At 45.8% G+C, this 18006-nt stretch carries 23 protein-coding genes; 11 read left to right on the forward strand and 12 right to left on the reverse strand.

Annotated features, from left to right (window positions below; genetic code table 11):
• The first annotated feature begins 223 nt into the window (after positions 1 to 223).
• From ACXIT9_RS11560 to ACXIT9_RS11585, 6 genes are read left to right on the forward strand one after another with little or no spacing between them, the layout of a single operon-like run.
• Positions 224 to 769, forward strand: coding sequence for a class I SAM-dependent methyltransferase (locus tag ACXIT9_RS11560; protein WP_458056389.1), 546 nt, complete (start codon positions 224 to 226; stop codon positions 767 to 769).
• On the forward strand, positions 766 to 1029 hold the full coding sequence (locus tag ACXIT9_RS11565) for a DUF3253 domain-containing protein (protein ID WP_458056390.1): 264 nt from the start codon (positions 766 to 768) through the stop codon (positions 1027 to 1029). Before ACXIT9_RS11560 ends, ACXIT9_RS11565 begins: the two co-directional genes overlap by 4 nt.
• A 46-nt stretch (positions 1030 to 1075) precedes the next feature.
• Positions 1076 to 1741 carry a peptide-methionine (S)-S-oxide reductase MsrA gene (gene msrA, locus ACXIT9_RS11570; protein ID WP_458056391.1) on the forward strand — a complete coding sequence of 222 codons (666 nt, stop codon included), beginning with the start codon at positions 1076 to 1078 and terminating at the stop codon, positions 1739 to 1741.
• Between the two features lie 33 nt (positions 1742 to 1774).
• On the forward strand, positions 1775 to 2278 hold the full coding sequence (locus ACXIT9_RS11575) for a DUF4920 domain-containing protein (RefSeq protein ID WP_458056392.1): 504 nt from the start codon (positions 1775 to 1777) through the stop codon (positions 2276 to 2278).
• Entirely contained in the window at positions 2247 to 2744 is a 498-nt protein-coding gene (locus ACXIT9_RS11580) for a hypothetical protein (protein WP_458056393.1), read from the forward strand. The genes ACXIT9_RS11575 and ACXIT9_RS11580 overlap by 32 nt, the downstream gene beginning before the upstream one ends.
• On the forward strand, positions 2745 to 2960 hold the full coding sequence (locus ACXIT9_RS11585; RefSeq protein WP_458056394.1) for a hypothetical protein: 216 nt from the start codon (positions 2745 to 2747) through the stop codon (positions 2958 to 2960).
• A 164-nt stretch (positions 2961 to 3124) separates the two neighbouring features.
• Here the strand turns inward: ACXIT9_RS11585 and ACXIT9_RS11590 are convergent, their stop codons facing one another.
• From ACXIT9_RS11590 to ACXIT9_RS11600, 3 genes are all read right to left on the reverse strand, one after another.
• Entirely contained in the window at positions 3125 to 4024 is a 900-nt protein-coding gene (locus ACXIT9_RS11590; protein ID WP_458056395.1) for an HAEPLYID family protein, read from the reverse strand.
• Between the two features lie 67 nt (positions 4025 to 4091).
• Entirely contained in the window at positions 4092 to 5375 is a 1284-nt protein-coding gene (locus ACXIT9_RS11595) for a hypothetical protein (RefSeq protein ID WP_458056396.1), read from the reverse strand.
• 95 nt (positions 5376 to 5470) lie between these two features.
• Entirely contained in the window at positions 5471 to 5809 is a 339-nt protein-coding gene (locus tag ACXIT9_RS11600; protein ID WP_458056397.1) for a hypothetical protein, read from the reverse strand.
• Positions 5810 to 5998: 189 nt separating this feature from the next.
• Between ACXIT9_RS11600 and ACXIT9_RS11605 the strand changes: the two genes are divergently transcribed.
• Complete coding sequence (locus ACXIT9_RS11605; RefSeq protein ID WP_458056398.1) at positions 5999 to 6415, forward strand: DUF983 domain-containing protein; 417 nt, start codon at positions 5999 to 6001, stop codon at positions 6413 to 6415.
• Positions 6416 to 6531: 116 nt separating this feature from the next.
• On the opposite strand, the gene ACXIT9_RS11610 is transcribed toward ACXIT9_RS11605, so the two are convergent.
• The gene (locus tag ACXIT9_RS11610; protein WP_458056399.1) at positions 6532 to 7929 is read right to left on the reverse strand and encodes an alkaline phosphatase; all 1398 of its coding nucleotides are present in this window, start codon (positions 7927 to 7929) and stop codon (positions 6532 to 6534) included.
• A gap of 202 nt (positions 7930 to 8131) precedes the next feature.
• Between ACXIT9_RS11610 and ACXIT9_RS11615 the strand changes: the two genes are divergently transcribed.
• The 3 genes from ACXIT9_RS11615 to ACXIT9_RS11625 all read left to right on the forward strand — a co-directional run bounded on the left by ACXIT9_RS11615 (position 8132) and on the right by ACXIT9_RS11625 (position 9999).
• Positions 8132 to 8503, forward strand: coding sequence for a DoxX family protein (locus ACXIT9_RS11615; RefSeq protein ID WP_458056400.1), 372 nt, complete (start codon positions 8132 to 8134; stop codon positions 8501 to 8503).
• Positions 8504 to 8737: 234 nt separating this feature from the next.
• Entirely contained in the window at positions 8738 to 9193 is a 456-nt protein-coding gene (locus ACXIT9_RS11620; RefSeq protein WP_458056401.1) for a lipocalin family protein, read from the forward strand.
• Between the two features lie 47 nt (positions 9194 to 9240).
• The gene (locus ACXIT9_RS11625) at positions 9241 to 9999 is read left to right on the forward strand and encodes a YoaK family protein (RefSeq protein ID WP_458056402.1); all 759 of its coding nucleotides are present in this window, start codon (positions 9241 to 9243) and stop codon (positions 9997 to 9999) included.
• 60 nt (positions 10000 to 10059) lie between these two features.
• On the opposite strand, the gene ACXIT9_RS11630 is transcribed toward ACXIT9_RS11625, so the two are convergent.
• The 5 genes from ACXIT9_RS11630 to ACXIT9_RS11650 all read right to left on the reverse strand — a co-directional run bounded on the left by ACXIT9_RS11630 (position 10060) and on the right by ACXIT9_RS11650 (position 15232).
• Positions 10060 to 10731: a hypothetical protein gene (locus ACXIT9_RS11630; RefSeq protein WP_458056403.1), complete on the reverse strand. Its 672-nt coding sequence runs from the start codon at positions 10729 to 10731 to the stop codon at positions 10060 to 10062.
• A gap of 77 nt (positions 10732 to 10808) precedes the next feature.
• Positions 10809 to 12062 carry a glutamate-5-semialdehyde dehydrogenase gene (locus ACXIT9_RS11635; RefSeq protein WP_458056404.1) on the reverse strand — a complete coding sequence of 418 codons (1254 nt, stop codon included), beginning with the start codon at positions 12060 to 12062 and terminating at the stop codon, positions 10809 to 10811.
• Positions 12028 to 13128 carry a glutamate 5-kinase gene (proB, locus tag ACXIT9_RS11640; RefSeq protein WP_458056405.1) on the reverse strand — a complete coding sequence of 367 codons (1101 nt, stop codon included), beginning with the start codon at positions 13126 to 13128 and terminating at the stop codon, positions 12028 to 12030. Before proB ends, ACXIT9_RS11635 begins: the two co-directional genes overlap by 35 nt.
• Before the next feature lie 162 nt (positions 13129 to 13290).
• Entirely contained in the window at positions 13291 to 14919 is a 1629-nt protein-coding gene (gene groL / locus ACXIT9_RS11645; protein ID WP_458056406.1) for a chaperonin GroEL, read from the reverse strand.
• Between the two features lie 34 nt (positions 14920 to 14953).
• The gene (locus ACXIT9_RS11650) at positions 14954 to 15232 is read right to left on the reverse strand and encodes a co-chaperone GroES (protein WP_458056503.1); all 279 of its coding nucleotides are present in this window, start codon (positions 15230 to 15232) and stop codon (positions 14954 to 14956) included.
• Positions 15233 to 15455: 223 nt separating this feature from the next.
• Here ACXIT9_RS11650 and ACXIT9_RS11655 point away from each other — a divergent pair, with 223 nt between their 5' ends.
• Entirely contained in the window at positions 15456 to 16178 is a 723-nt protein-coding gene (locus ACXIT9_RS11655) for a hypothetical protein (RefSeq protein WP_458056407.1), read from the forward strand.
• Between the two features lie 136 nt (positions 16179 to 16314).
• On the opposite strand, the gene secG is transcribed toward ACXIT9_RS11655, so the two are convergent.
• From secG to lptE, 3 genes are read right to left on the reverse strand one after another with little or no spacing between them, the layout of a single operon-like run.
• The gene (secG, locus tag ACXIT9_RS11660; RefSeq protein WP_458056408.1) at positions 16315 to 16731 is read right to left on the reverse strand and encodes a preprotein translocase subunit SecG; all 417 of its coding nucleotides are present in this window, start codon (positions 16729 to 16731) and stop codon (positions 16315 to 16317) included.
• 13 nt (positions 16732 to 16744) lie between these two features.
• The gene (locus tag ACXIT9_RS11665) at positions 16745 to 17473 is read right to left on the reverse strand and encodes a hypothetical protein (RefSeq protein WP_458056409.1); all 729 of its coding nucleotides are present in this window, start codon (positions 17471 to 17473) and stop codon (positions 16745 to 16747) included.
• A gap of 29 nt (positions 17474 to 17502) precedes the next feature.
• On the reverse strand, positions 17503 to 18000 hold the full coding sequence (gene lptE, locus ACXIT9_RS11670; RefSeq protein ID WP_458056504.1) for an LPS assembly lipoprotein LptE: 498 nt from the start codon (positions 17998 to 18000) through the stop codon (positions 17503 to 17505).
• Between the last annotated feature and the right edge of the window lie 6 nt (positions 18001 to 18006).

The following is an 18006-nucleotide window of genomic DNA, read 5'->3' on the forward strand; positions in this document are numbered from 1 at the left end:
TTTGTGTTGCCAATTCCCGAATATGGTAGGAAAGGAAAATAATGTCCATCAGTGGAATAAATGAAGGGTTTCTTACAGTGTGCGGTCTTTTCTTTCCAAACAAAGCCTACAAAAGGAGGGTTAAAAGAGTGTATCGTTAGAATAGGTATTCAAAATTTTTCAGTACCTTATGAGCTGAAAAAAATAAAAAGCGCTGTTTTTAGGCGGACGTGTTTTGATTTATATGGAAAAGAAAGAATTGTTTAAAGAATTATATACGAACATCGGTACCACAGGAGCCATTACCTTTAGTTCGAAAGCATTAGTAGACAAGATGTTGTCCTATGCAGATTTCAAGGGGGCGAAAATGATCGTGGAGCTTGGCGGCGGTGATGGGAGTATCACGCGGGGTATAATCGAACGGATGGATCCGGATGCGACCCTCTTGGTGTTTGAAATTAGTAAGGAGTTCTGTGATAACCTGGAGCTGGAATTTCCACAGAAGAACATTAAAATCATCTGCGACAGTGCTGAACACTTAGATCGCTACCTGCGTGGAAAGCGGGCGGATTTGATTTTATCCTCTTTACCCTTTAGCCTGATCCCGAAAGAAAGTCGCCAGCAGATTTACACGAAAAGTCGCTCGGCGGTAAAACATCAGGGTAAATTTATCCAGATTTGCTACTCGTATCTGCTTCGCTTTCAATTTGCCAAACATTTCAAGCAGATTTCTACTTCTTTTACCCTACGTAATTTCCCGCCTGCCTTTATTATGGTTTGCCAAGGATGAGCACAAAAGCTGGTATAAATGCCCGAATCGTTCATGAGGCGATCGTTTTTTTAGCTGAAAAAAGGGGTAGAGAGGGATCCTTTTGCCCCTCAGAGATAGCCAGATGGCTTTTCCCGCAGGACTGGCGCCATTTTATGGATACCGTTCAGGAGGCGGCCTTTGAGCTTTACCGAGAAGATGTCATCCGAATCCTACAAAATGGAAAGCCGGTACCTAAAGATGCTCCCGTAAAGGGTCCGATTCGAATTGCTAAGCGTTAAGTTAAACTCTTTCGCCATCGCTTATGTTAAAAGTAAAAATTCATTTATGAAAAATAGGTCCATTCTAATCGGGTTTCTGTTCGTCTTCTTCGGAAATCCCTTTGGGGCTGCGGCCCAAAAAACAGTGACGAAAACCATGCAAACATCAGCGCTCCCGAAAACACAAGTTCAAGTGCCAGCAGGCATGGAAGTAGCCACTTTAGGTTCTGGCTGCTTCTGGTGTATAGAGGCGATTTATCAAGATCTAAAAGGGGTGCATGAGGTGCGCTCCGGGTATAGCGGAGGACATATCGAAAAGCCGAGCTATCGGCAAGTGACGAGCGCTACTACGGGGCATGCTGAGGTCATCCAGTTTTACTTTGATCCGAAAATAATTTCTTTTAAGGAGGTGCTCGAAATCTTCTGGTCCACGCATGACCCGACTACTTTAAACCGTCAGGGTGCGGATGTAGGTCCTCAGTATCGATCGGCTATCTTTTATCATTCCGACGAGCAGCGCGCCTTAGCTGAGCAGTTAAAGCAAGCATTAGATAAATCGGGTGCCTTTCCGAATCCGATCGTGACGGAAATTACCCCTTTTACCAACTTCTATGTAGCAGAGGACTACCATCAAAACTATTTTAAAGATAATGGGGCTCAGCCTTATTGCCAGGTGGTTATACGTCCTAAGGTGGAGAAATTTCGGGAGGTCTTCGCCGACAAGTTAAAGTAAAGCAGTATCTTTAGCGCATTAAAAACTAAAAGCATGAAAAAAAGCAGCCTTATCTTAGCGGTATGTTTGGCATTCGCCTGTCAGCCCAAAGAAGCACAAGAAAAGACCGATAGAGCAGTTGAGGACCAAATGGAGCTCGTTGGGAATTTTGGTGCCCCTATTCGAGAGGAAGAAGCGGTTACTACAGCGGAAATGGTGCGTGAGTTACGGCAAACGGGATCGTTTTCTGGCCGTGTAGCCGGGAAAATCGTCGACGTCTGTACTAAAAAAGGCTGCTGGATGACCTTGGAACTTCCGGGTGAGCAGCTCGTCCGCGTTACCTTTAAGGACTATGGCTTCTTCGTTCCGACAGATGCGCACGGTGCTTATGTGGTCATGGAAGGGGTAGGTAGCATACAAACCACCGATGTGGCCACCCTTCGGCATTATGCAGAAGATGCAGGTGCTTCTGAGGAAGAAATCGCTAAAATCACTTCAGATAAAGAAGAACTAAGCTTTGAAGCCCATGGTGTCATCGTTAAGACGGCTAAGTCGTAAGCCTGCCGCAGGGATTTTCTATGGCATGCTGTTATGGGCGGTCTTCGTCGCCTGCGCTGCAGAGCAGCAAAACGAGCTACAAGAGGTTCCCGTCCATGAGCCAAGTGAGCCCTCCACTATTCGCTACCCGAATGAAAGTGCCCCCCTAGCTTGGGCGATGAGAGGGCTTTTCGAAGAGTTCGAAGTGGTACGCGATGCGCTACGAGAAGGCAATAGAATTCCGATAGACATCGAGCAGCATATCTCTTGGATGGAGGCACGGCCTACCGATCCGAAAGTGAAAACGGCGACCTTTTCCCATTATGCTGATCTCTATATCTCCCAGATTAAACGATTCAATGAGGAAACAGATAGCGTTTTATTGGGAAATCACTACAAGGCCATCCTAGAGACCTGCTTGGCATGTCATGCCACCTACTGTCCCGGGCCGATGAAACGCATCCGCTTATTAGAACTTGACACCTAAATGGCCATAGCATTAGATAATTTACGTGTGGGAAGATGTTATTCCTTTAAAAATTACGGAGAAAACAGGAGACTAAAAGTACTCGCACGAATCAGTAGAGAGGATTTTGAGGTATTAGATCTCGATACCACGGAAAAATATACCCTGGAAGAGCTTCTACGCTACGGAAAGGGGAAGGATTATGCCCTTTTCGAATTAGATGAGCACGACGCCTAAAAGTGGAAGCTGTATTCTATTTTCCTTAAACAAAATAAGCCAGATGCGGCAGAGGGTTCCCGTAGACGCGGCCCAAGGTTCTCATACAAGCCAAAAAAGGTGACAGCGTATTTAGCTGCCACCTTTTTTGGCTTGTATGAACCGAATTTTTTCAGCCTATCCCCTTATTTGTGGAAGGTTCTGAAACCAGGTTCATAAATGATACGCATGAAGGAGCTGAGCCCTACGAATTCATTTCTGTTGACCGGTATTCCCGTCACAATACCGATGAGTAAATTTTCAGCTAGTCCCAGCCGCATCTGTGGTCGAAGGACATGGCTGATACCAAAGGAGTGTACTTCAGAGTTTACTTCCACTCCTATGAAATTACGCGTTCCGGTGATCATGTAATGAAAGTTGCTGTTTATTTCATACACTACCTCACTTCGCTGGCCAAAGTCGCGGATTACGCGTGGTCCCGTGTAGAGCAGGGTATGGTAGTTCGATCCCCAGCGCTTGGCAGCGATCAAGAAGGGATTATAAATATTCCCTTTGAAGACATTATCCCGTGTGATCTGATTCAGGTCTACGAACTCGAATTCATGGATGTATCCTAAAGCCAATGTCGTTTTGGCCTTTTCAGACACGAAAAAAGACCACTGTGCAGCCAGCTTAAGCGATTCTACTCGATTAGACGGCACTTCTGGCCGGGCGTTTTCGGGGAAGTTACGGTTAGCAGAATATAAGGTGACAGGGACTTCTATTTCCAATCCCAGTCGATCTATAGGCGCCCACTCGTATTCGATAAGCGTTTCGAACTCCGTAAATCCTCTGCGATCCGTCATACCGGCACCTATGTTCCACTCCTTTTCACCTTTGCGTGCTCCAAGGTCACGGATAAGATCGATGTACAGCGGTTCCGCGTGGAGGACCTTAGGCTTTAAACGTGGTTGATCTTCCACTTCGGCGATAAACATGCTATCTAAAAGCATGCGCTCCATTTTCGCACTGTCCAGTTCGGACTGCTGACTAAACCCCCACATGCTACTAAGCATAAGGATACTGAAGAAGATGGTTTTTTTCATGATCGTTTTAAAACGGCGCAATTTTACTTGCTTTTTTCCACAATTAGGAGTTAAAAACTGTTAAGACCTAGAAAATTAGGCCGATCCCAAATTCTATACGATCAGCTTCCTGAAAGCCCTGTGGGGCAAGGTTGCTGCGGAACTGATAGTTGCCCTTAAAGACAAGGTTTCTTTTCGGTCGGTAATTCGCTCCAATGCTTATGATTTCTAGGTTTTGACGTTCGAAGTTTATGGCATCTAAGCCAGAGGCGATTCCCGCATGGGTATCTAGTCGTTCATAGCGCACCCAAAAAGGAAGACTGCCTTTTAGCGCTTTATTCGGAAATAAGCGAAAAAGGTTGTAGCGCGCTTCTGTATAATAACCGAAAGTTTCTCGACCGATAAGTTGCTGGGAAAGAAGGAAAAGACGGTCGGTTTGTGTCATGTTACCTGTCATCGCCAGCCCGAATAAAGAGAAATCTTTCCATTCATAGCCCGCAAATAGGCTGTACAGCTGTACAATAGGATCTAGGGAAGTGCCATCGGGCAGCATACGTCCCCTTCCAGCATTTCCGTAGTAGCCGCTAAGCCCAAATTTAACGCGCTCATTTCCAGTATATTCTACTTTTCCATTGGCCGCCAGGCCGTTAAAATCCAATGTATGAAAGCGTCCTCTTCGGATCCACGTTCCTTCCACCATTTCAGCTGCATCAAGCCCCTTTGTGATCCCAGCATTGTATTCCCAGCGCCCTCCTAAAACACTACCGTACAACAAAACTCCCGTTTCTAGCCACTGGGTAGGGGAAATCAGGCGCTCTACCTCCGGGCGATTAACGGAATAAAAGGCCGTAGGCTCCTCATTGATATTTACATAGCCGATGGGTACGGGATAGTTACCCACACGTACATTAAAATGTGGAGCTAAAAGATAATCAAAGATCCATTCGAAGTTCAGCTCGGTTCCTAGCTCTTGAAAGCCATCATGCAAGAGTTCCGCCTGAAGTTCAGAGTTAAAAATAAGCTTATCGGTAATTTTATAGCCAAAATAGAGTCCTAAGCGGTATAGATTGGTATAGTTAAGCTCCAAATCATCACCGCGGGTACGATCCCCTAAAAAGCTTACACTATTAAGTTCTAAGAAACCGCTGATCGAGTAGCGCCGGTCGGCATGATAAATTTTAGAGGCAGCATTCGCCAGCCCGGGCTGTTTAATGTATTTCAGCTCCTCGATAAGCTTTTCTTTCGTTTCTACGGCTGCGCTATCCGCTACCGGTTCGACTTTTTCCGTCGTGTTTTTATCTTGTGCATGTAAGGATGAGCTGTAGAGTGTCATGCATGTGATGAACACCCTCAGAATCCGTGAGAGGGACATAGGAATTCGAATTTAAGGTAAAAGACATTATTTTTTTTCCACGTGTAGATCAGTGGGTAAATGGGCGGTGCCTCAGGCATTCCGCCAGCTATGTCTTAACCTTTCGGGGGAGGAGAGAGTACCTCGAAAAAAAGTTGGTAGTGTAGGGTTTCGGTTACAGGCATTCTGTAGGCACGACTTTGGCCGTGGAGTGCAGGAGATAGGCTCAGGAAAAGGGCTTCTAAACGAATTTTTACATCCGACAACTTTCTTTTTTCATGGGGGACTTCGGTGTCAGGAATGGTCTCTTCATCCATTTCAAAGACATACTCCAGCACTAGCTCTGCTAAGGAGTCGATCGGATCGTGGTGTCCTAAAAGAGCCGAATCCTGTAAGGAAGCATGATAAAAATTAGCGCTCAGGTTGATGAAATTCACTAAGAGAAGGTACTTCATCCCCTGAATGAATTTTTTAGGTAAACCGAGTATACGCTTTTGACTCATCCTACAATATTACAAAAAAATGCCCACTTGCGTAGGGTAATTAAATTATATTCCTATTAGAGTTTAGGTGTGTAGACATCCTTCGTTTTTTTCGTGATGGCAGTCACCAAGATCCTAGGCATTAAGTTGTATCTTTACTGTATGAGTAGTAAGAACACCCCTGAAACCACATCCTTAGTCTCTGCTATGCTTGGAGGCAAGTGTCCCAACTGTAGAACTGGCTCTCTTTTTCCAGCATCGCTTTACAGTTACCGTAAGCTTTCTGATGTACATCATAAATGCCCAACTTGTCAGTCGGTGCTCACACCTGAGCCAGACTTCTATTATGGGGCTATGTATATCAGCTACGCCTTTTCCGTAGCCTTGGTTATCACGGGAATGGTAGCCATTAATGTATTGGTAGGTCGCCAAGAGCTTTGGGTGTATGGCGTGGTTATCGTCGTGGCTAATGCCTTATTGACCCCATTCATGCTCCGCTATTCGAAGGTGCTTTACCTCTATGGGGTAGGTAAGCTTTCTTATGATCCGAACTGGAAGCAGAAATTACAGCAGAAATAAGGCGCTTTATTTTTGGCCTGGCAGGGCCAAAAATAAAGAAAGTTGGCACACCCAAATGGGGAGCCAACTTTCTTTATTTTCGCTAAGCCAAAAGCTTATCTAAGTAAATTACTAATTTAACCTGCCGTGACGCCTGCAGCCTCCAGGAGGAACTGATGCATGCGGTAATTTTCCATAAAATGCGGCATCGCTTCCGCTCCCGGCCCGAACATAGCGAGTTCCACATGGTCCGCAGAGTGATTCGTGCCTGCCCACTGCACGTTGGTATGCTTGGCCTGCATCGCTGCAAAATCAGCGAAGGGCAGGTTTCCAGGGTTATAAAGCTCCTTGCTGTCCTTGTTGTAGCGAGATAGAATCGCCTTGGCATCCTCTTCATTTAGCACGATACGCTGTTTGGCCTCGATTAATTCGATAACTTGAGCGGGTGTATAGTTTTGTGTGATTTGATTCAGGACCCACTCATTCGAAGCTGTCGTAGAAAAAAGCTTTTCGAAGTTTTCATTTGCCTTCGAGCCGTAAAATAGACCCGGGTTCGCATTTCCGTGATCCGTGGTCGCGACTACTAAGGTTTCGCCGTTTTCGGCTGCGAAATCCAAGGCCACTGCTAGGGCCTCATCGAAATCCACTTGATCGTAAATAAGTGCAGGGGCATCATTGGCATGCGCCGCCCAGTCCACTTTGCCGCCTTCCACCTGCATCACGAAGCCATTTGGGTTTTTCGATAGGTTTTGAATGGCTAAGCGCGTCATTTCTGCTAAGCTGGGTACTTTCTGTTTTAATTCAGGGTCATTTTCCCGATCTACGGCATAAGGCAGACCATCGTCCGAAAAAACGCCTAATAAGGGTTTTGTTCCATCACTGGAAAGCATCTCCGCCTTCGTCCGAGCGACATGAAAGCCTGCGTCTGAAAACTCTTTAAATAAGTTTCGCTCGTCTTTGCGCGCCGCAGGCGCAAAGAAATTTGCCCCGCCTCCCATCATCACGTCGAAACGTAAATCGAGGTAATCTACAGCGATTTCCGGCTGTGAATTCCGACTATTGCTATTTACACAAAAAGCCGCAGGTGTGGCATGGGTGATGGTTACTGAGGTGACACAACCCACCGCTTTTCCGGCGGCTTTAAATTTCTGCAAGATAGGAGTGGGGCGTTCTCCATTAGGACCTACATTGAGCGCGCCATTATTTACCCGCATACCACCGCCCCAGGCAGAACCTGCAGCTGCAGAGTCCGTTATCCAGGAGTTAGCCGACTGTGTATCCATGAGCCCTCTGCGCATGATCCCTTGTTCATAAGCAGTGATCCATGAGCTGGTACGGCCTAATTTATGTTTCATTAATATATTAGCCATGTTTAGTGTGCCATGGCTCATACCATCACTGACTAGAAAGATGATGTTTTTAGCTTCCCCCTTTCGAGTATGGAACTTTTCAGCGAATGCAGGAGATGCGGTACCCAGCGCGCCGAGCCCTAAAGTGGTTAAAAAGCCATTTTTAAAGAAGTCTCTTCTTTTCATGAGAATGTTAAGATTAGGCGTGTTACGTCGTTTCAAGTTGTCCAAAGATAAGAAAAACTTTTTTTCTACCGAGATGAAGCTTTTTTAACGGTTTGCTCATATGGCCTTCATATAGTACTTGGCGCACACGGCTAAAGACTTGACGCTCAAAGAACGTTTCGATAATTTACAACCTCCTCGTTGTTTTTTCGTTCTTTTGCTCATGAGTATCTTTCTTTGGCGGATCGTGGCGGCAGGCTTTTTTATCGTAGCAGGTGTGAATCACTTTGTTATGCCTGATTTTTATCTCCCTCTCATTCCAGACTATTTACCCTTCCCCAGCGTATTAAATGCACTTTCTGGTGTATGGGAAGTGCTAGCGGGCATAGGCTTGCTACTCACGAAATACCGTCAGTGGGCAGGCTGGGCACTACAGGTATTGCTCTTACTTTTCGTAAGCTCTCACATTTATTTTATTCAGCAGGGGGCTTGTGTATACGATGGCTTATGCGTGCCTATGTGGGTGGCTTGGATGCGTCTTATCGTCCTACACCCCTTGATTATGTGGCTTGTATGGCGTGTAAGCGCACGATAAAATTTTCTAATTTTTTTTTAACAGATTTTGAAAACCGAGAACAAAATGTTTCCGTAGGTAGTTTAGAGCTTGTTATTAATTTATAAGTGTATTTTTGTAATGCACGAAGAAATTATATCTAAAACCCTACAAAAATGGTAGGAATTATAATGATTGTATCACAGATCTTTAATCAATGTTAGGTTTAGATAGTGATATAAATGAAGTTTCAAAACTCTATTACCTAAATATATCATGAAAGAAGTAATGTCTAATGTGCTGATCCTGCTGTTAGGAACGTCGCTCGTATACGGCATGGTGTCGCAAGAAGTTAAATCTTCAGAATCCATCGTGGGAGTCTGGAAGGAGGTCGCTTGGGAATACGAAAAATTACCCACCGTGCGCGATCAAGAGCTTAATTATGATCTCTTAGATACGCGTGAACTGCTCGGAGAGCGCGTCATCATTCATCAGGGTGAAACGTGGGAGTTTAATCCGGATGGCACCATGAAAATCTATCTGAAGGATGGAGATGTGGAAAAAACAAACTACACCATCAAAAGAAGAGGAGATTTATTACGCATTCAGCATGGTGAAAACTTGTTCGAAGCGTATGAAATCCGAGAGCTATCCGATGAACGTATGGTAATCCATTTTCATGCAGATGTATTCGCAAGAGGGATCGTCAAGCTCACTTTCGAAAGAATATGACCTACACAAACCTATAACCTGATAATTAGTAAAGATTCGAGTAAATTATGTTAAGAAAATTTAGTAGCGCCCGTTCACTTACAGACAACATTCAACTAGGAGCCCTAACCGCATTTGCAGCCGGTATGGTTAACGTAGCCTCCTTAATCATTTTCTTCGCCTTCACCTCTAATGTTACGGGCACTTGGGCCATTCTTGCAGAAGAAATATCCAAGGCCAACTGGGGTCAGGTGCTCATCGTAGGAACTTGGTTGTTCCTCTTTTTCTATGGGAATTTCGTGTCTAACTATTGCGTGATTTCCATTAAAAAATCCAACTATCTTTCACATGCTATCCCCCTTATTCTTGAAATCCTATGTGTAGTAGGGGTCGGAATTTATGGCATTTACTACTATGGTGAAACACTGAGGGAAACCGAAATTTTGGTTGGTGTACTGCTCTTTGCTATGGGGATTCAAAATGGCCTTGTAGCCACCATTTCGAATGGCGCCGTTAAGACTACCCACCTAACTGGTCTCACGACCGATATGGGAATTCTAGTCTCCATGCTTACGAAAAAGGAATATCGCGAACAAGAAGCTGTTGTAAATAAGTTTAAACTACTGTCCTCAATTCTTGTGGGTTATATGGCTGGCGGCGTTTTCTCCGGTTACCTCTATTGGAATATTGGTTTTAGTGTATTCTTCGTGACAGCTATCTTCCTTCTTTTCGTCCTGTCCTATGACTTCATCAAGTTCAGACTCAGGTTTATGAGACGTAAGGCTGAAATGCCTGCGCCTGCACAAAGTGCTTATCGAACACAATAAGGAGAGGTACCGTCAACCACCATCTTCTCTAAACGCGACTTTCGAGTCGCGTTTTTTGTTTTAGGGCAGAATTACAGGAGTAATACCGGCCCATTCGAAACTTTCTCCTGTCGTAGTAAAAACCTCAAAACGAAGTTGCAAGCGTGCCGGAGTGCTGGGTATACGCGTCAACCTCAGTTGATTAAAACGAGAGGTACGGCTAAAATCTCTCCAGCGCTGCACCGTAGAACCATCATTTCGTACAAATAAAAAGCTTATGTCATCCCCTATTTGTAAGTCTTCAAAGGGACTTAAGAGAAAAATACGGATATTCGATACGTTTTGCACCTGAAAAATGGGACTGCAATCTAAGCGCCTATTGTCTTGGAGAAAAAAATAGCCGATTTCGTTGGCTAGAGACCTACTTAAGGCATCAGCAACATGCCTAGAAAACAACGAAGCTGTCAAGGGGTTCACTACTTCTTCATCTTCTACTGCATCGAGAGCAAATCCAAACGCCAAATTCAGAAATAGCTGTTGAGCCGATACCGTATCCGCGGACGTCAACCAACGTTCCTGACGGAGTGGTCCAAAGAGCACATCATCGATACGTACTAGGTCGGTCTGCTGTGCTGTAAAACAGTCATCGGGTAGAAGAGGGGGGGTAAAGGAGCACGCCGCAAAGAGGCTTTCAAGTATGCAAAATAGCAAAATCCCAAACAGGGTAGTGGTGTATCGGGTTTTTACAGACATTTTTCTTTTAATTTAAGCAAAAATACCCATTAAAACACTATTCCCGTGAAATTTAGGAAACCCGCTGCTTATGAGGACTACTCCCTCACTTGTCCCGATCCGAAAACCTGCCATTTATAGCTACACAGCGCCTCCAGGCCCATAGGCCCGCGTGCATGCAACTTCTGTGTGCTGATGCCGATCTCCGCCCCCAGTCCGAACTGCTCCCCGTCTGTAAACGCCGTAGAGGTGTTCACGTAGACCGCCGCTGCATCGACATGCGTAAGAAACTGAGCTACCGCCTCCGCATCATGACTTAAGATAGCCTCACTGTGTCGGCTACTGTAGCGATCGATTTGCGCGATAGCGCTATCCACACCCTCTACCACATGAATGAGCAGCTTTAGGGATAAAAATTCACATCCGAAATGTTCTGGCAGCGCCTGCTCCACATAGGCCGAACGAAAGGCCTGCTGCAAATAAGCTTCCCAAGCGCGCGCATCCAGATAAAGGGTCACATTATGCCCCACAAAGGCCTGTATCAAGGCACTCAGCTGAGGTAAATTAGCTGAGTCTAGCAGGATGCAATCCAGGCTATTACATACACTGGGACGCCGAGTTTTGGCATTGAGCAGAACAGGAAGGGCTTCCTCCAGTGGCAAGGATGCATCCCAATAAGTATGTACAATGCCCGCCCCTGTTTCGATGACCGGAACTTTAGCATGTGTACGCACATATTGGATCAGACCTTGGCTCCCCCTCGGAATCACGATATCCACCAAGCCCTCTGCCTCCAGTAATGCCGTCGTCTCTGTTCGTGCGCTACCTAATAGTGCAAAAGCCTCGACAGGAAGTCCTGCTGCTTTTAGACTGGTTTGTATCAACTGAAAAAGTGCTTGATTACTCGCTTGTGCATCTGAGCCGCCCTTTAAAATCAAGGCGTTTCCTGAGCGCAGCGCAAGCGCAAAAACGTCGATAGTAACATTCGGGCGTGCTTCATAAATAACGCCGATTACGCCGAGAGGAACGCTAACCTTTTCCAGACGAAGCCCATTCGGCAGCTGGCGCTGTTCGTGTAAGCGCCCTACCGGGGAGGGGAGTAGCGCCACATTTTCTAAGGAGGCGGCGATGCTGGCGATACGCTCAGCCGTCAGCAGTAAGCGGTCATATCGCGGATCTTCCTGAGGCATGCGTTCTAAGTCTTTCCGGTTAGCCTCTAAAACAAAAGCTGTTTCCGCCACTAAAAGCTGGGCGAGATGCCGCAGGCAGCGCACAATCGCTGCATCCGCATAAGGACTTAGCTGCTTGGAAGCTATTTTAACGCGCTGAAGTGTCTGTAGGGTATTCGTCATGATGAAAAAGATACAAGTAGTTAACATGAATAAAGGGGCGAGCATGCTGTTCGCCGATACGCCTCACCGCCTCCTCAGCGGGATATTCTGCGCGCCCGAGGCCAAAGGCCTGCCCAGAAGGAGCACAGACCTGCACGATATCCCCCTTGTCGAAATGCCCGTTTATTTTTTCTATACCCACCAGCAACAAGCTGCCCCCTGTGGGCTGAAGTAGTGCCTGCTGCGCACCGGCATTTACCCAGACCTCCCCCTTATAGTAGGAGGAACCGTAGGCCAGCCAGCGTTTGGCGGCATCTTGCCTTTTTTGGGGGTGGAAAAAAGTGGCCATTGCCTCGCCACGGAAAATTTTACCTAATATCCTGTCTTCCTTTCCATTCGCGATAAAAACCCCAATGCCAAGCTCTGCAGCTTTACGCGCCATCGCCAGCTTGGAAGCCATGCCCCCCCGCCCGAGGCTGGAGCTCTGAGCGATTTCTACATCCAAGGGCGCTTCGGACTGCACCTCCCGGATAAGTTGACTGCTCGGGTCACTCGGCGCACCCGTATACACGCCCGCCACATTGGTCAGCAGGATCAGGGTGTCGGCTTGACAGAGGGCTGCCGTCAGCGAGGCGAGCTCGTCATTATCGGTGAACATCAGCTCGGTAATCGCGATCACATCATTTTCATTAAGGATAGGCACGATCCCCTGGCTGAGTAATCCTTCCATACAGCGCTGCATATGCACATAATGCTTGCGGTCTCGAAAGTCTTCCTTGGTGACCAGCAGCTGCCCGATGCTTAGCCCAAATCGCTGGAAGGCATGGGCATAAGCCTGCATGAGGGGAATTTGGCCCACAGAGGCGAAAAGCTGCCGCCGCAGGATGGGGTCTGCTTTCCCTTTCCCTTGGAGACTTTTGGACTGCCGTCCAAAGGCCACGGCTCCTGAAGAAATCAACAGTACCTGTACACCCTCCGCCATCAGCTCGGCGATTTCTTCCACCAGTGCTCCCAAGCGCTCCAGGTCAGGAGCTCCTCCCGGAGAGGTCAGTACATTAGAGCCTATTTTGATGACGCAGCGTTTCAATGCTATGGAATTGTTAGTGAAAAACAAAAATAGCAATTGAATTCGTAATCTATTAAAGAATTTACTGTTGATTTTAAAAAGTGATCGAATAACCTGCAGCAGACTAAAAAAAAAGGCGAAACCCGAAGATTTCGCCTTTTGCAAAAAGGATGTGGAAAGGGCTTACATCATGCCACCCATGCCACCGCCACCCATAGGAGGCATAGCAGGAGCATCTTCTTTGATGTCAGCTACCACACATTCAGTCGTCAATAGAAGAGCAGCGATAGAAGCCGCATTTTCTAAAGCCAAACGTGTCACCTTCGTAGGGTCGATAACGCCAGCCTCGAATAAGTCTTCGTAGCGGTCGTAACGGGCATTGTAACCGAAGTTGCCTTCTCCTTCTTTGATTTTATTAATCACGACAGAACCTTCGCCGCCAGCATTCTCTACGATCGTTCTCAATGGAGCTTCGATGGCAATGCGGACAATGTTAATACCTGTATCTTGGTCTTCGTTTTCACCTTTTAAGCTATCCAAAGCAGCAGCAGCACGTACGAGAGCCACACCACCACCAACTACGATACCTTCTTGAACCGCTGCGCGTGTCGCGTGTAAAGCATCGTCTACGCGGTCTTTTTTCTCCTTCATCTCTACTTCAGTAGCAGCACCGATATAAAGGATCGCTACACCACCAGAAAGTTTCGCTAAGCGCTCTTGTAATTTCTCTCTGTCGTAGTCAGAAGTTGTTTTATCGATCTGCGCTTTGATTTCATTAATACGCGCCTCGATAGCACCTTTATCACCTGCTCCGTTTACGATAGTGGTGTTATCCTTATCGATGTTTACCTTTTCAGCATTACCTAGGTAATCGATAGTGGCGTTCTCCAACTTGTACCCTCTTTCTTCAGAGATAACAGTACCACCGGTTAAGATCGCGATATCTTCTAACATCGCTTTTCTTCTGTCACCGAAACCTGGAGCCTTAACAGCAGCCACTTTCAGCGCACCACGGATTTTATTCACTACGAGTGTGGCTAAAGCCTCACCATCTACATCTTCAGCGATGATGACTAAAGGTCTTCCAGACTGCGCGACGGGCTCTAGTACAGGAAGTAATTCCTTCATAGAAGAAATCTTCTTATCGTAGATTAAGATAAATGGATTCTCTAATTCAGCCTCCATTTTCTCCGTATTCGTGGTGAAGTAAGGAGATAGATAACCACGGTCGAACTGCATACCTTCCACTGTTTTTACTTCAGTTTCAGTACCTTTCGCTTCTTCTACAGTGATGACACCATCTTTACCTACTTTATCCATCGCGTCAGCGATCATCTTGCCGATCTCTTCGTCTGCATTCGCAGAAACTGTAGCGACCTGCTCGATTTCTTTAGAAGTAGAAATGTCTTTAGAGTTAGCTTTTAGCGTGCTTACGATCGTAGAGACCGCTTTGTCGATTCCTCTTTTTAGGTCCATCGGATTTGCACCTGCGGCTACGTTCTTGATACCTGCATTAAAAATCGCCTGCGTTAATACTGTCGCAGTAGTGGTACCATCACCCGCATTATCAGCTGTTTTAGACGCAACTTCCTTCACTAGCTGAGCACCCATGTTTTCGATGGGCTCTTCCAGCTCGATTTCTTTCGCTACAGAAACACCATCTTTAGTGATCGTAGGAGCACCGAATTTTTTATCGATGATTACATTACGGCCCTTAGGACCTAAAGTTACTTTTACAGCATTCGCCAAGGCATCTACGCCTTTTTTCAGTTTATCTCTTGCGTCTGTATCGAAAAAGAGTTCTTTTGCCATTTTTTTCTAATGTTTTAGAGTTTAAAGGGTTTAATTAAATGATCGCTAAAATGTCAGCTTCTCGCATGATCAAATAGTCCTGACCATCAAAGGACAGTTCCGTACCGGAATATTTTCCGTAAAGTACAGTGTCACCCACTTTTACAGTCAATGGTTCATCTTTTTTGCCATTTCCAATCGCTACTACAGTGCCTTTCTGTGGCTTCTCTTTAGCAGTGTCCGGAATGAAAAGACCAGAAGCGGTTTTTTCTTCAGCTGCAGCAGGTTCTACCAGAACTCTGTCTGCAAGAGGTTTGATGTTAACGTTTGACATGATTAAATTATAAATTAAGGTTGATTGCTTGTTATCTACAGTGCCCATGAGCGATTCTTGTGCCAATTCTCTCAAATCGGTAGAGACTGCCATAAAGTCGCTTGCTCAGCTGGGTATTTGTGATAAATTCTTGAAAATGGCTTTTTTCAACTGTCAAAATTTCAAAAGCACTTGTTTAATTTGTCCGAACTCCTTAAATTCCAAATCTAGTAATGCCTACTTTATGGAAAAATTAACCGATAACTGGATCGCTGAAGGCTGGATGGACATGGAATACAAAAAATATCTGCTTTTGGCCTACCTAAAACATGTCTCTAGTCGCTTTCGAGAGGTGAAATTATATCCTCCTCTGGCAGATTTAATTTACCATTACCAAAAACTGACAAGTATGCAGGAACAAAAGGAGCGCTTGCGTGAAGCTTTTCCGAAACGTATCCTCGGTCCTGATCCTGAAAAAATGACATGGAAATATGGCAGCGCCATCCCAGATGATGCCTCCATACAGGTACTCGAGGAACTGCTTCACTATGCCATTCCTCAGTTGAAAAAATACATCGAGGAAGGCAAAACCATTTACGATTTTCTGGAAGAGGAAATGGAACTTAGCCCTGTAGGCATCACGCCGCTGTACAGACAGGAAGGCTATGCTATCCTAGGTTCTAAGGAGGAAAAGGAGCTGCATGTTTACCGCTACAAGGTGGGTATCTTCACTCAGGCACGCGACTCCTTTAAAGGAATCATGATGCAGTTTATGCAGTCCATACGTAGAACCTTGGCCGACACGGTAGAAGCGATAAAATTGCGCCTGATTCGTGAATACCGAGACCTTCCGAACCCAGCAGTCTACAGTATTTTATCGAACCGCACGATTCCGCTGCAGGAAACATTCTTGCCCATGAGTAAACGCCTGCTCTTACTCCATCTTAGCGAAGAAGAAAAGAGCTAAGGAAAGTGACGGAGGGTAGGACTTACAGCTTGGACACCCTTTGCGCCAAGGGCGCAAAACAAGGGAAACACTTCTTCACAACATAAAAAAGCGCCACTAACGAGGTTAGTGGCGCTTTTTTATGTTACGAAAAGGATTAATTCTCCTCTTCCTCAGAAGACCCCTCTTCAGCAGGAGAAATCTCTATGTTTTGTAAAGACTCACCACCCTCTTGGATAGAACCTTCTGAGGGAAGTAAACCGCCTTCGTCATCACCGAAAGAAGGTGTTAATAGCTGCTGCTGGCGGGCATTTTCGATGTTTGGAGAGCTAAAGCTATCACCACCTGTCGATGAGGTATAAAAAGCCGAAGATGCTAAGGAGAGCACCAAAATCGCGATGGCAAGCACCCAAGTAGATTTCTCCAAAATATTTCCAGTCTTCGTTACCCCCATAATTTGACTTGCGCTGCCGCCGAAAGCTGCACCTACGCCACCCTTGGAGTTTTGACCTAAAATAACTAAAATTAAGAGTACTGCCAGTACGATGATAACTGTAATAAGTACGGTAAACATATGATGGGATTAATTATTCTTCTTTTTTATCTAAGCTTGAAATAAGGTCTGCAAAGTAAGCCTTTTTATTCGGAAATTTCACCATTAACTGGGCATAAATTTCTTTGGCCTTCGTAGTTTTACCCTGCAAAGTCAGCAGTTTCGCATAACTTTCCGTCACTAAATTCATTTTTAGCTCGGTACTGGGTTTACTAAGATCTTCTTTTTTGTAGGGTGCATCCATATCCTGCGGCAAGGCCCGTAAACGACCATGCCCTTCATCGAATTTAGCGATCAAGGCGTCTAAACGAGAGCCTGTTTCCGCATCTCCAGCTTCTTCGGCAGCGCCATCTTTCGGTTCTTCTACGTCACCTACACTGAAGTCAGGCGTTTGGCTGAGGGCTTCTCGTAAGGCGCCGTCTTCATTTTCAACTGACGGTGATGCAGAAGCGGCTGTCTCTTGGGTTTCTCCTGGCTTTAAAGTGGTGGAGGCAACGACTTGTTGCGCTGAATCGGAACTGCTAAAAACAGTAGTATCATGAAGGTAATCGTATAAATAACGCCGATCCGAAATGCTAATCGCCGCCCAGTGCAGACAGTTTGTACGCTTTCCCTGTGAACGCTGCCGCTCATGATAGGCCAAAACAAGATTCACCACTGCACAGTAAGGAAAATCTTCATGTAGCTTTACCAGATAACCGTATTGCGTGGGATTTAATTCGCTAGGATTTTTTACCGCTGTTACTAATTCAATAAGATTCATCGGATGAAGTTACTGGAAAAATCACACATTTACCAGTTCGCTACGGTAGCCGTAAAGATATCCTGTATGATATTTTCGAAAATTTCCTCTATTAGCTCACTTTCTACCTGTAAAACAGAGGTGGTTCGCGGATCGTAATCTTGGAAAAAGGAAAACGTTCGCTTTAAATCCTGCTCCTCATCGTGAATATTTACATACTCAACCTCTACCGCGATCGTCAAGCGCATCTGGCCCGCACGATCTGGCACATCCGGATTTTGACTGGTGACTGTCGCCGATGGCGCGATAGCATATCGTGTAATCGCACCCGACAACTGTAAATCCCCATTGGAGCGCACCAGCTCCAGCTGGGTATTTCGTTGATAAAATTCTTTTAAGCTTTCCGTGAACAGCTGCTCCATGTTTGCAGGTCCCCCGCCCGAATCATTGAAGAAATTATCGACCGAAAAGGTCTTCGTAATGTCATAGTTGATGTTCGTCCCCGTAAAGCTATAACTGATCGAACACGCGGCCAGAAGCGTAAGCATGCCCAC

This window comes from Nitritalea sp. (genome assembly GCF_054166705.1).

What these genes read in the sequence shown, in the direction of transcription:
- msrA (WP_458056391.1), top strand. Translation starts at nt 1,076, where the DNA reads ATGAAAAATAGGTCCATTCTAATCGGGTTTCTGTTCGTCTTCTTCGGA.
- ACXIT9_RS11620 (WP_458056401.1), top strand. Translation starts at nt 8,738, where the DNA reads ATGAAAGAAGTAATGTCTAATGTGCTGATCCTGCTGTTAGGAACGTCG.
- ACXIT9_RS11600 (WP_458056397.1), bottom strand. Translation starts at nt 5,809, where the DNA reads ATGAAGTACCTTCTCTTAGTGAATTTCATCAACCTGAGCGCTAATTTT.
- ACXIT9_RS11615 (WP_458056400.1), top strand. Translation starts at nt 8,132, where the DNA reads ATGAGTATCTTTCTTTGGCGGATCGTGGCGGCAGGCTTTTTTATCGTA.
- ACXIT9_RS11650 (WP_458056503.1), bottom strand. Translation starts at nt 15,232, where the DNA reads ATGTCAAACGTTAACATCAAACCTCTTGCAGACAGAGTTCTGGTAGAA.
- ACXIT9_RS11595 (WP_458056396.1), bottom strand. Translation starts at nt 5,375, where the DNA reads ATGTCCCTCTCACGGATTCTGAGGGTGTTCATCACATGCATGACACTC.
- ACXIT9_RS11565 (WP_458056390.1), top strand. Translation starts at nt 766, where the DNA reads ATGAGCACAAAAGCTGGTATAAATGCCCGAATCGTTCATGAGGCGATC.
- ACXIT9_RS11610 (WP_458056399.1), bottom strand. Translation starts at nt 7,929, where the DNA reads ATGAAAAGAAGAGACTTCTTTAAAAATGGCTTTTTAACCACTTTAGGG.
- ACXIT9_RS11605 (WP_458056398.1), top strand. Translation starts at nt 5,999, where the DNA reads ATGAGTAGTAAGAACACCCCTGAAACCACATCCTTAGTCTCTGCTATG.
- ACXIT9_RS11580 (WP_458056393.1), top strand. Translation starts at nt 2,247, where the DNA reads ATGGTGTCATCGTTAAGACGGCTAAGTCGTAAGCCTGCCGCAGGGATT.
- ACXIT9_RS11655 (WP_458056407.1), top strand. Translation starts at nt 15,456, where the DNA reads ATGGAAAAATTAACCGATAACTGGATCGCTGAAGGCTGGATGGACATG.
- groL (WP_458056406.1), bottom strand. Translation starts at nt 14,919, where the DNA reads ATGGCAAAAGAACTCTTTTTCGATACAGACGCAAGAGATAAACTGAAA.
- ACXIT9_RS11575 (WP_458056392.1), top strand. Translation starts at nt 1,775, where the DNA reads ATGAAAAAAAGCAGCCTTATCTTAGCGGTATGTTTGGCATTCGCCTGT.
- secG (WP_458056408.1), bottom strand. Translation starts at nt 16,731, where the DNA reads ATGTTTACCGTACTTATTACAGTTATCATCGTACTGGCAGTACTCTTA.
- ACXIT9_RS11625 (WP_458056402.1), top strand. Translation starts at nt 9,241, where the DNA reads ATGTTAAGAAAATTTAGTAGCGCCCGTTCACTTACAGACAACATTCAA.
- ACXIT9_RS11630 (WP_458056403.1), bottom strand. Translation starts at nt 10,731, where the DNA reads ATGTCTGTAAAAACCCGATACACCACTACCCTGTTTGGGATTTTGCTA.
- ACXIT9_RS11585 (WP_458056394.1), top strand. Translation starts at nt 2,745, where the DNA reads ATGGCCATAGCATTAGATAATTTACGTGTGGGAAGATGTTATTCCTTT.
- ACXIT9_RS11665 (WP_458056409.1), bottom strand. Translation starts at nt 17,473, where the DNA reads ATGAATCTTATTGAATTAGTAACAGCGGTAAAAAATCCTAGCGAATTA.
- lptE (WP_458056504.1), bottom strand. Translation starts at nt 18,000, where the DNA reads ATGCTTACGCTTCTGGCCGCGTGTTCGATCAGTTATAGCTTTACGGGG.
- ACXIT9_RS11560 (WP_458056389.1), top strand. Translation starts at nt 224, where the DNA reads ATGGAAAAGAAAGAATTGTTTAAAGAATTATATACGAACATCGGTACC.
- ACXIT9_RS11635 (WP_458056404.1), bottom strand. Translation starts at nt 12,062, where the DNA reads ATGACGAATACCCTACAGACACTTCAGCGCGTTAAAATAGCTTCCAAG.
- ACXIT9_RS11590 (WP_458056395.1), bottom strand. Translation starts at nt 4,024, where the DNA reads ATGAAAAAAACCATCTTCTTCAGTATCCTTATGCTTAGTAGCATGTGG.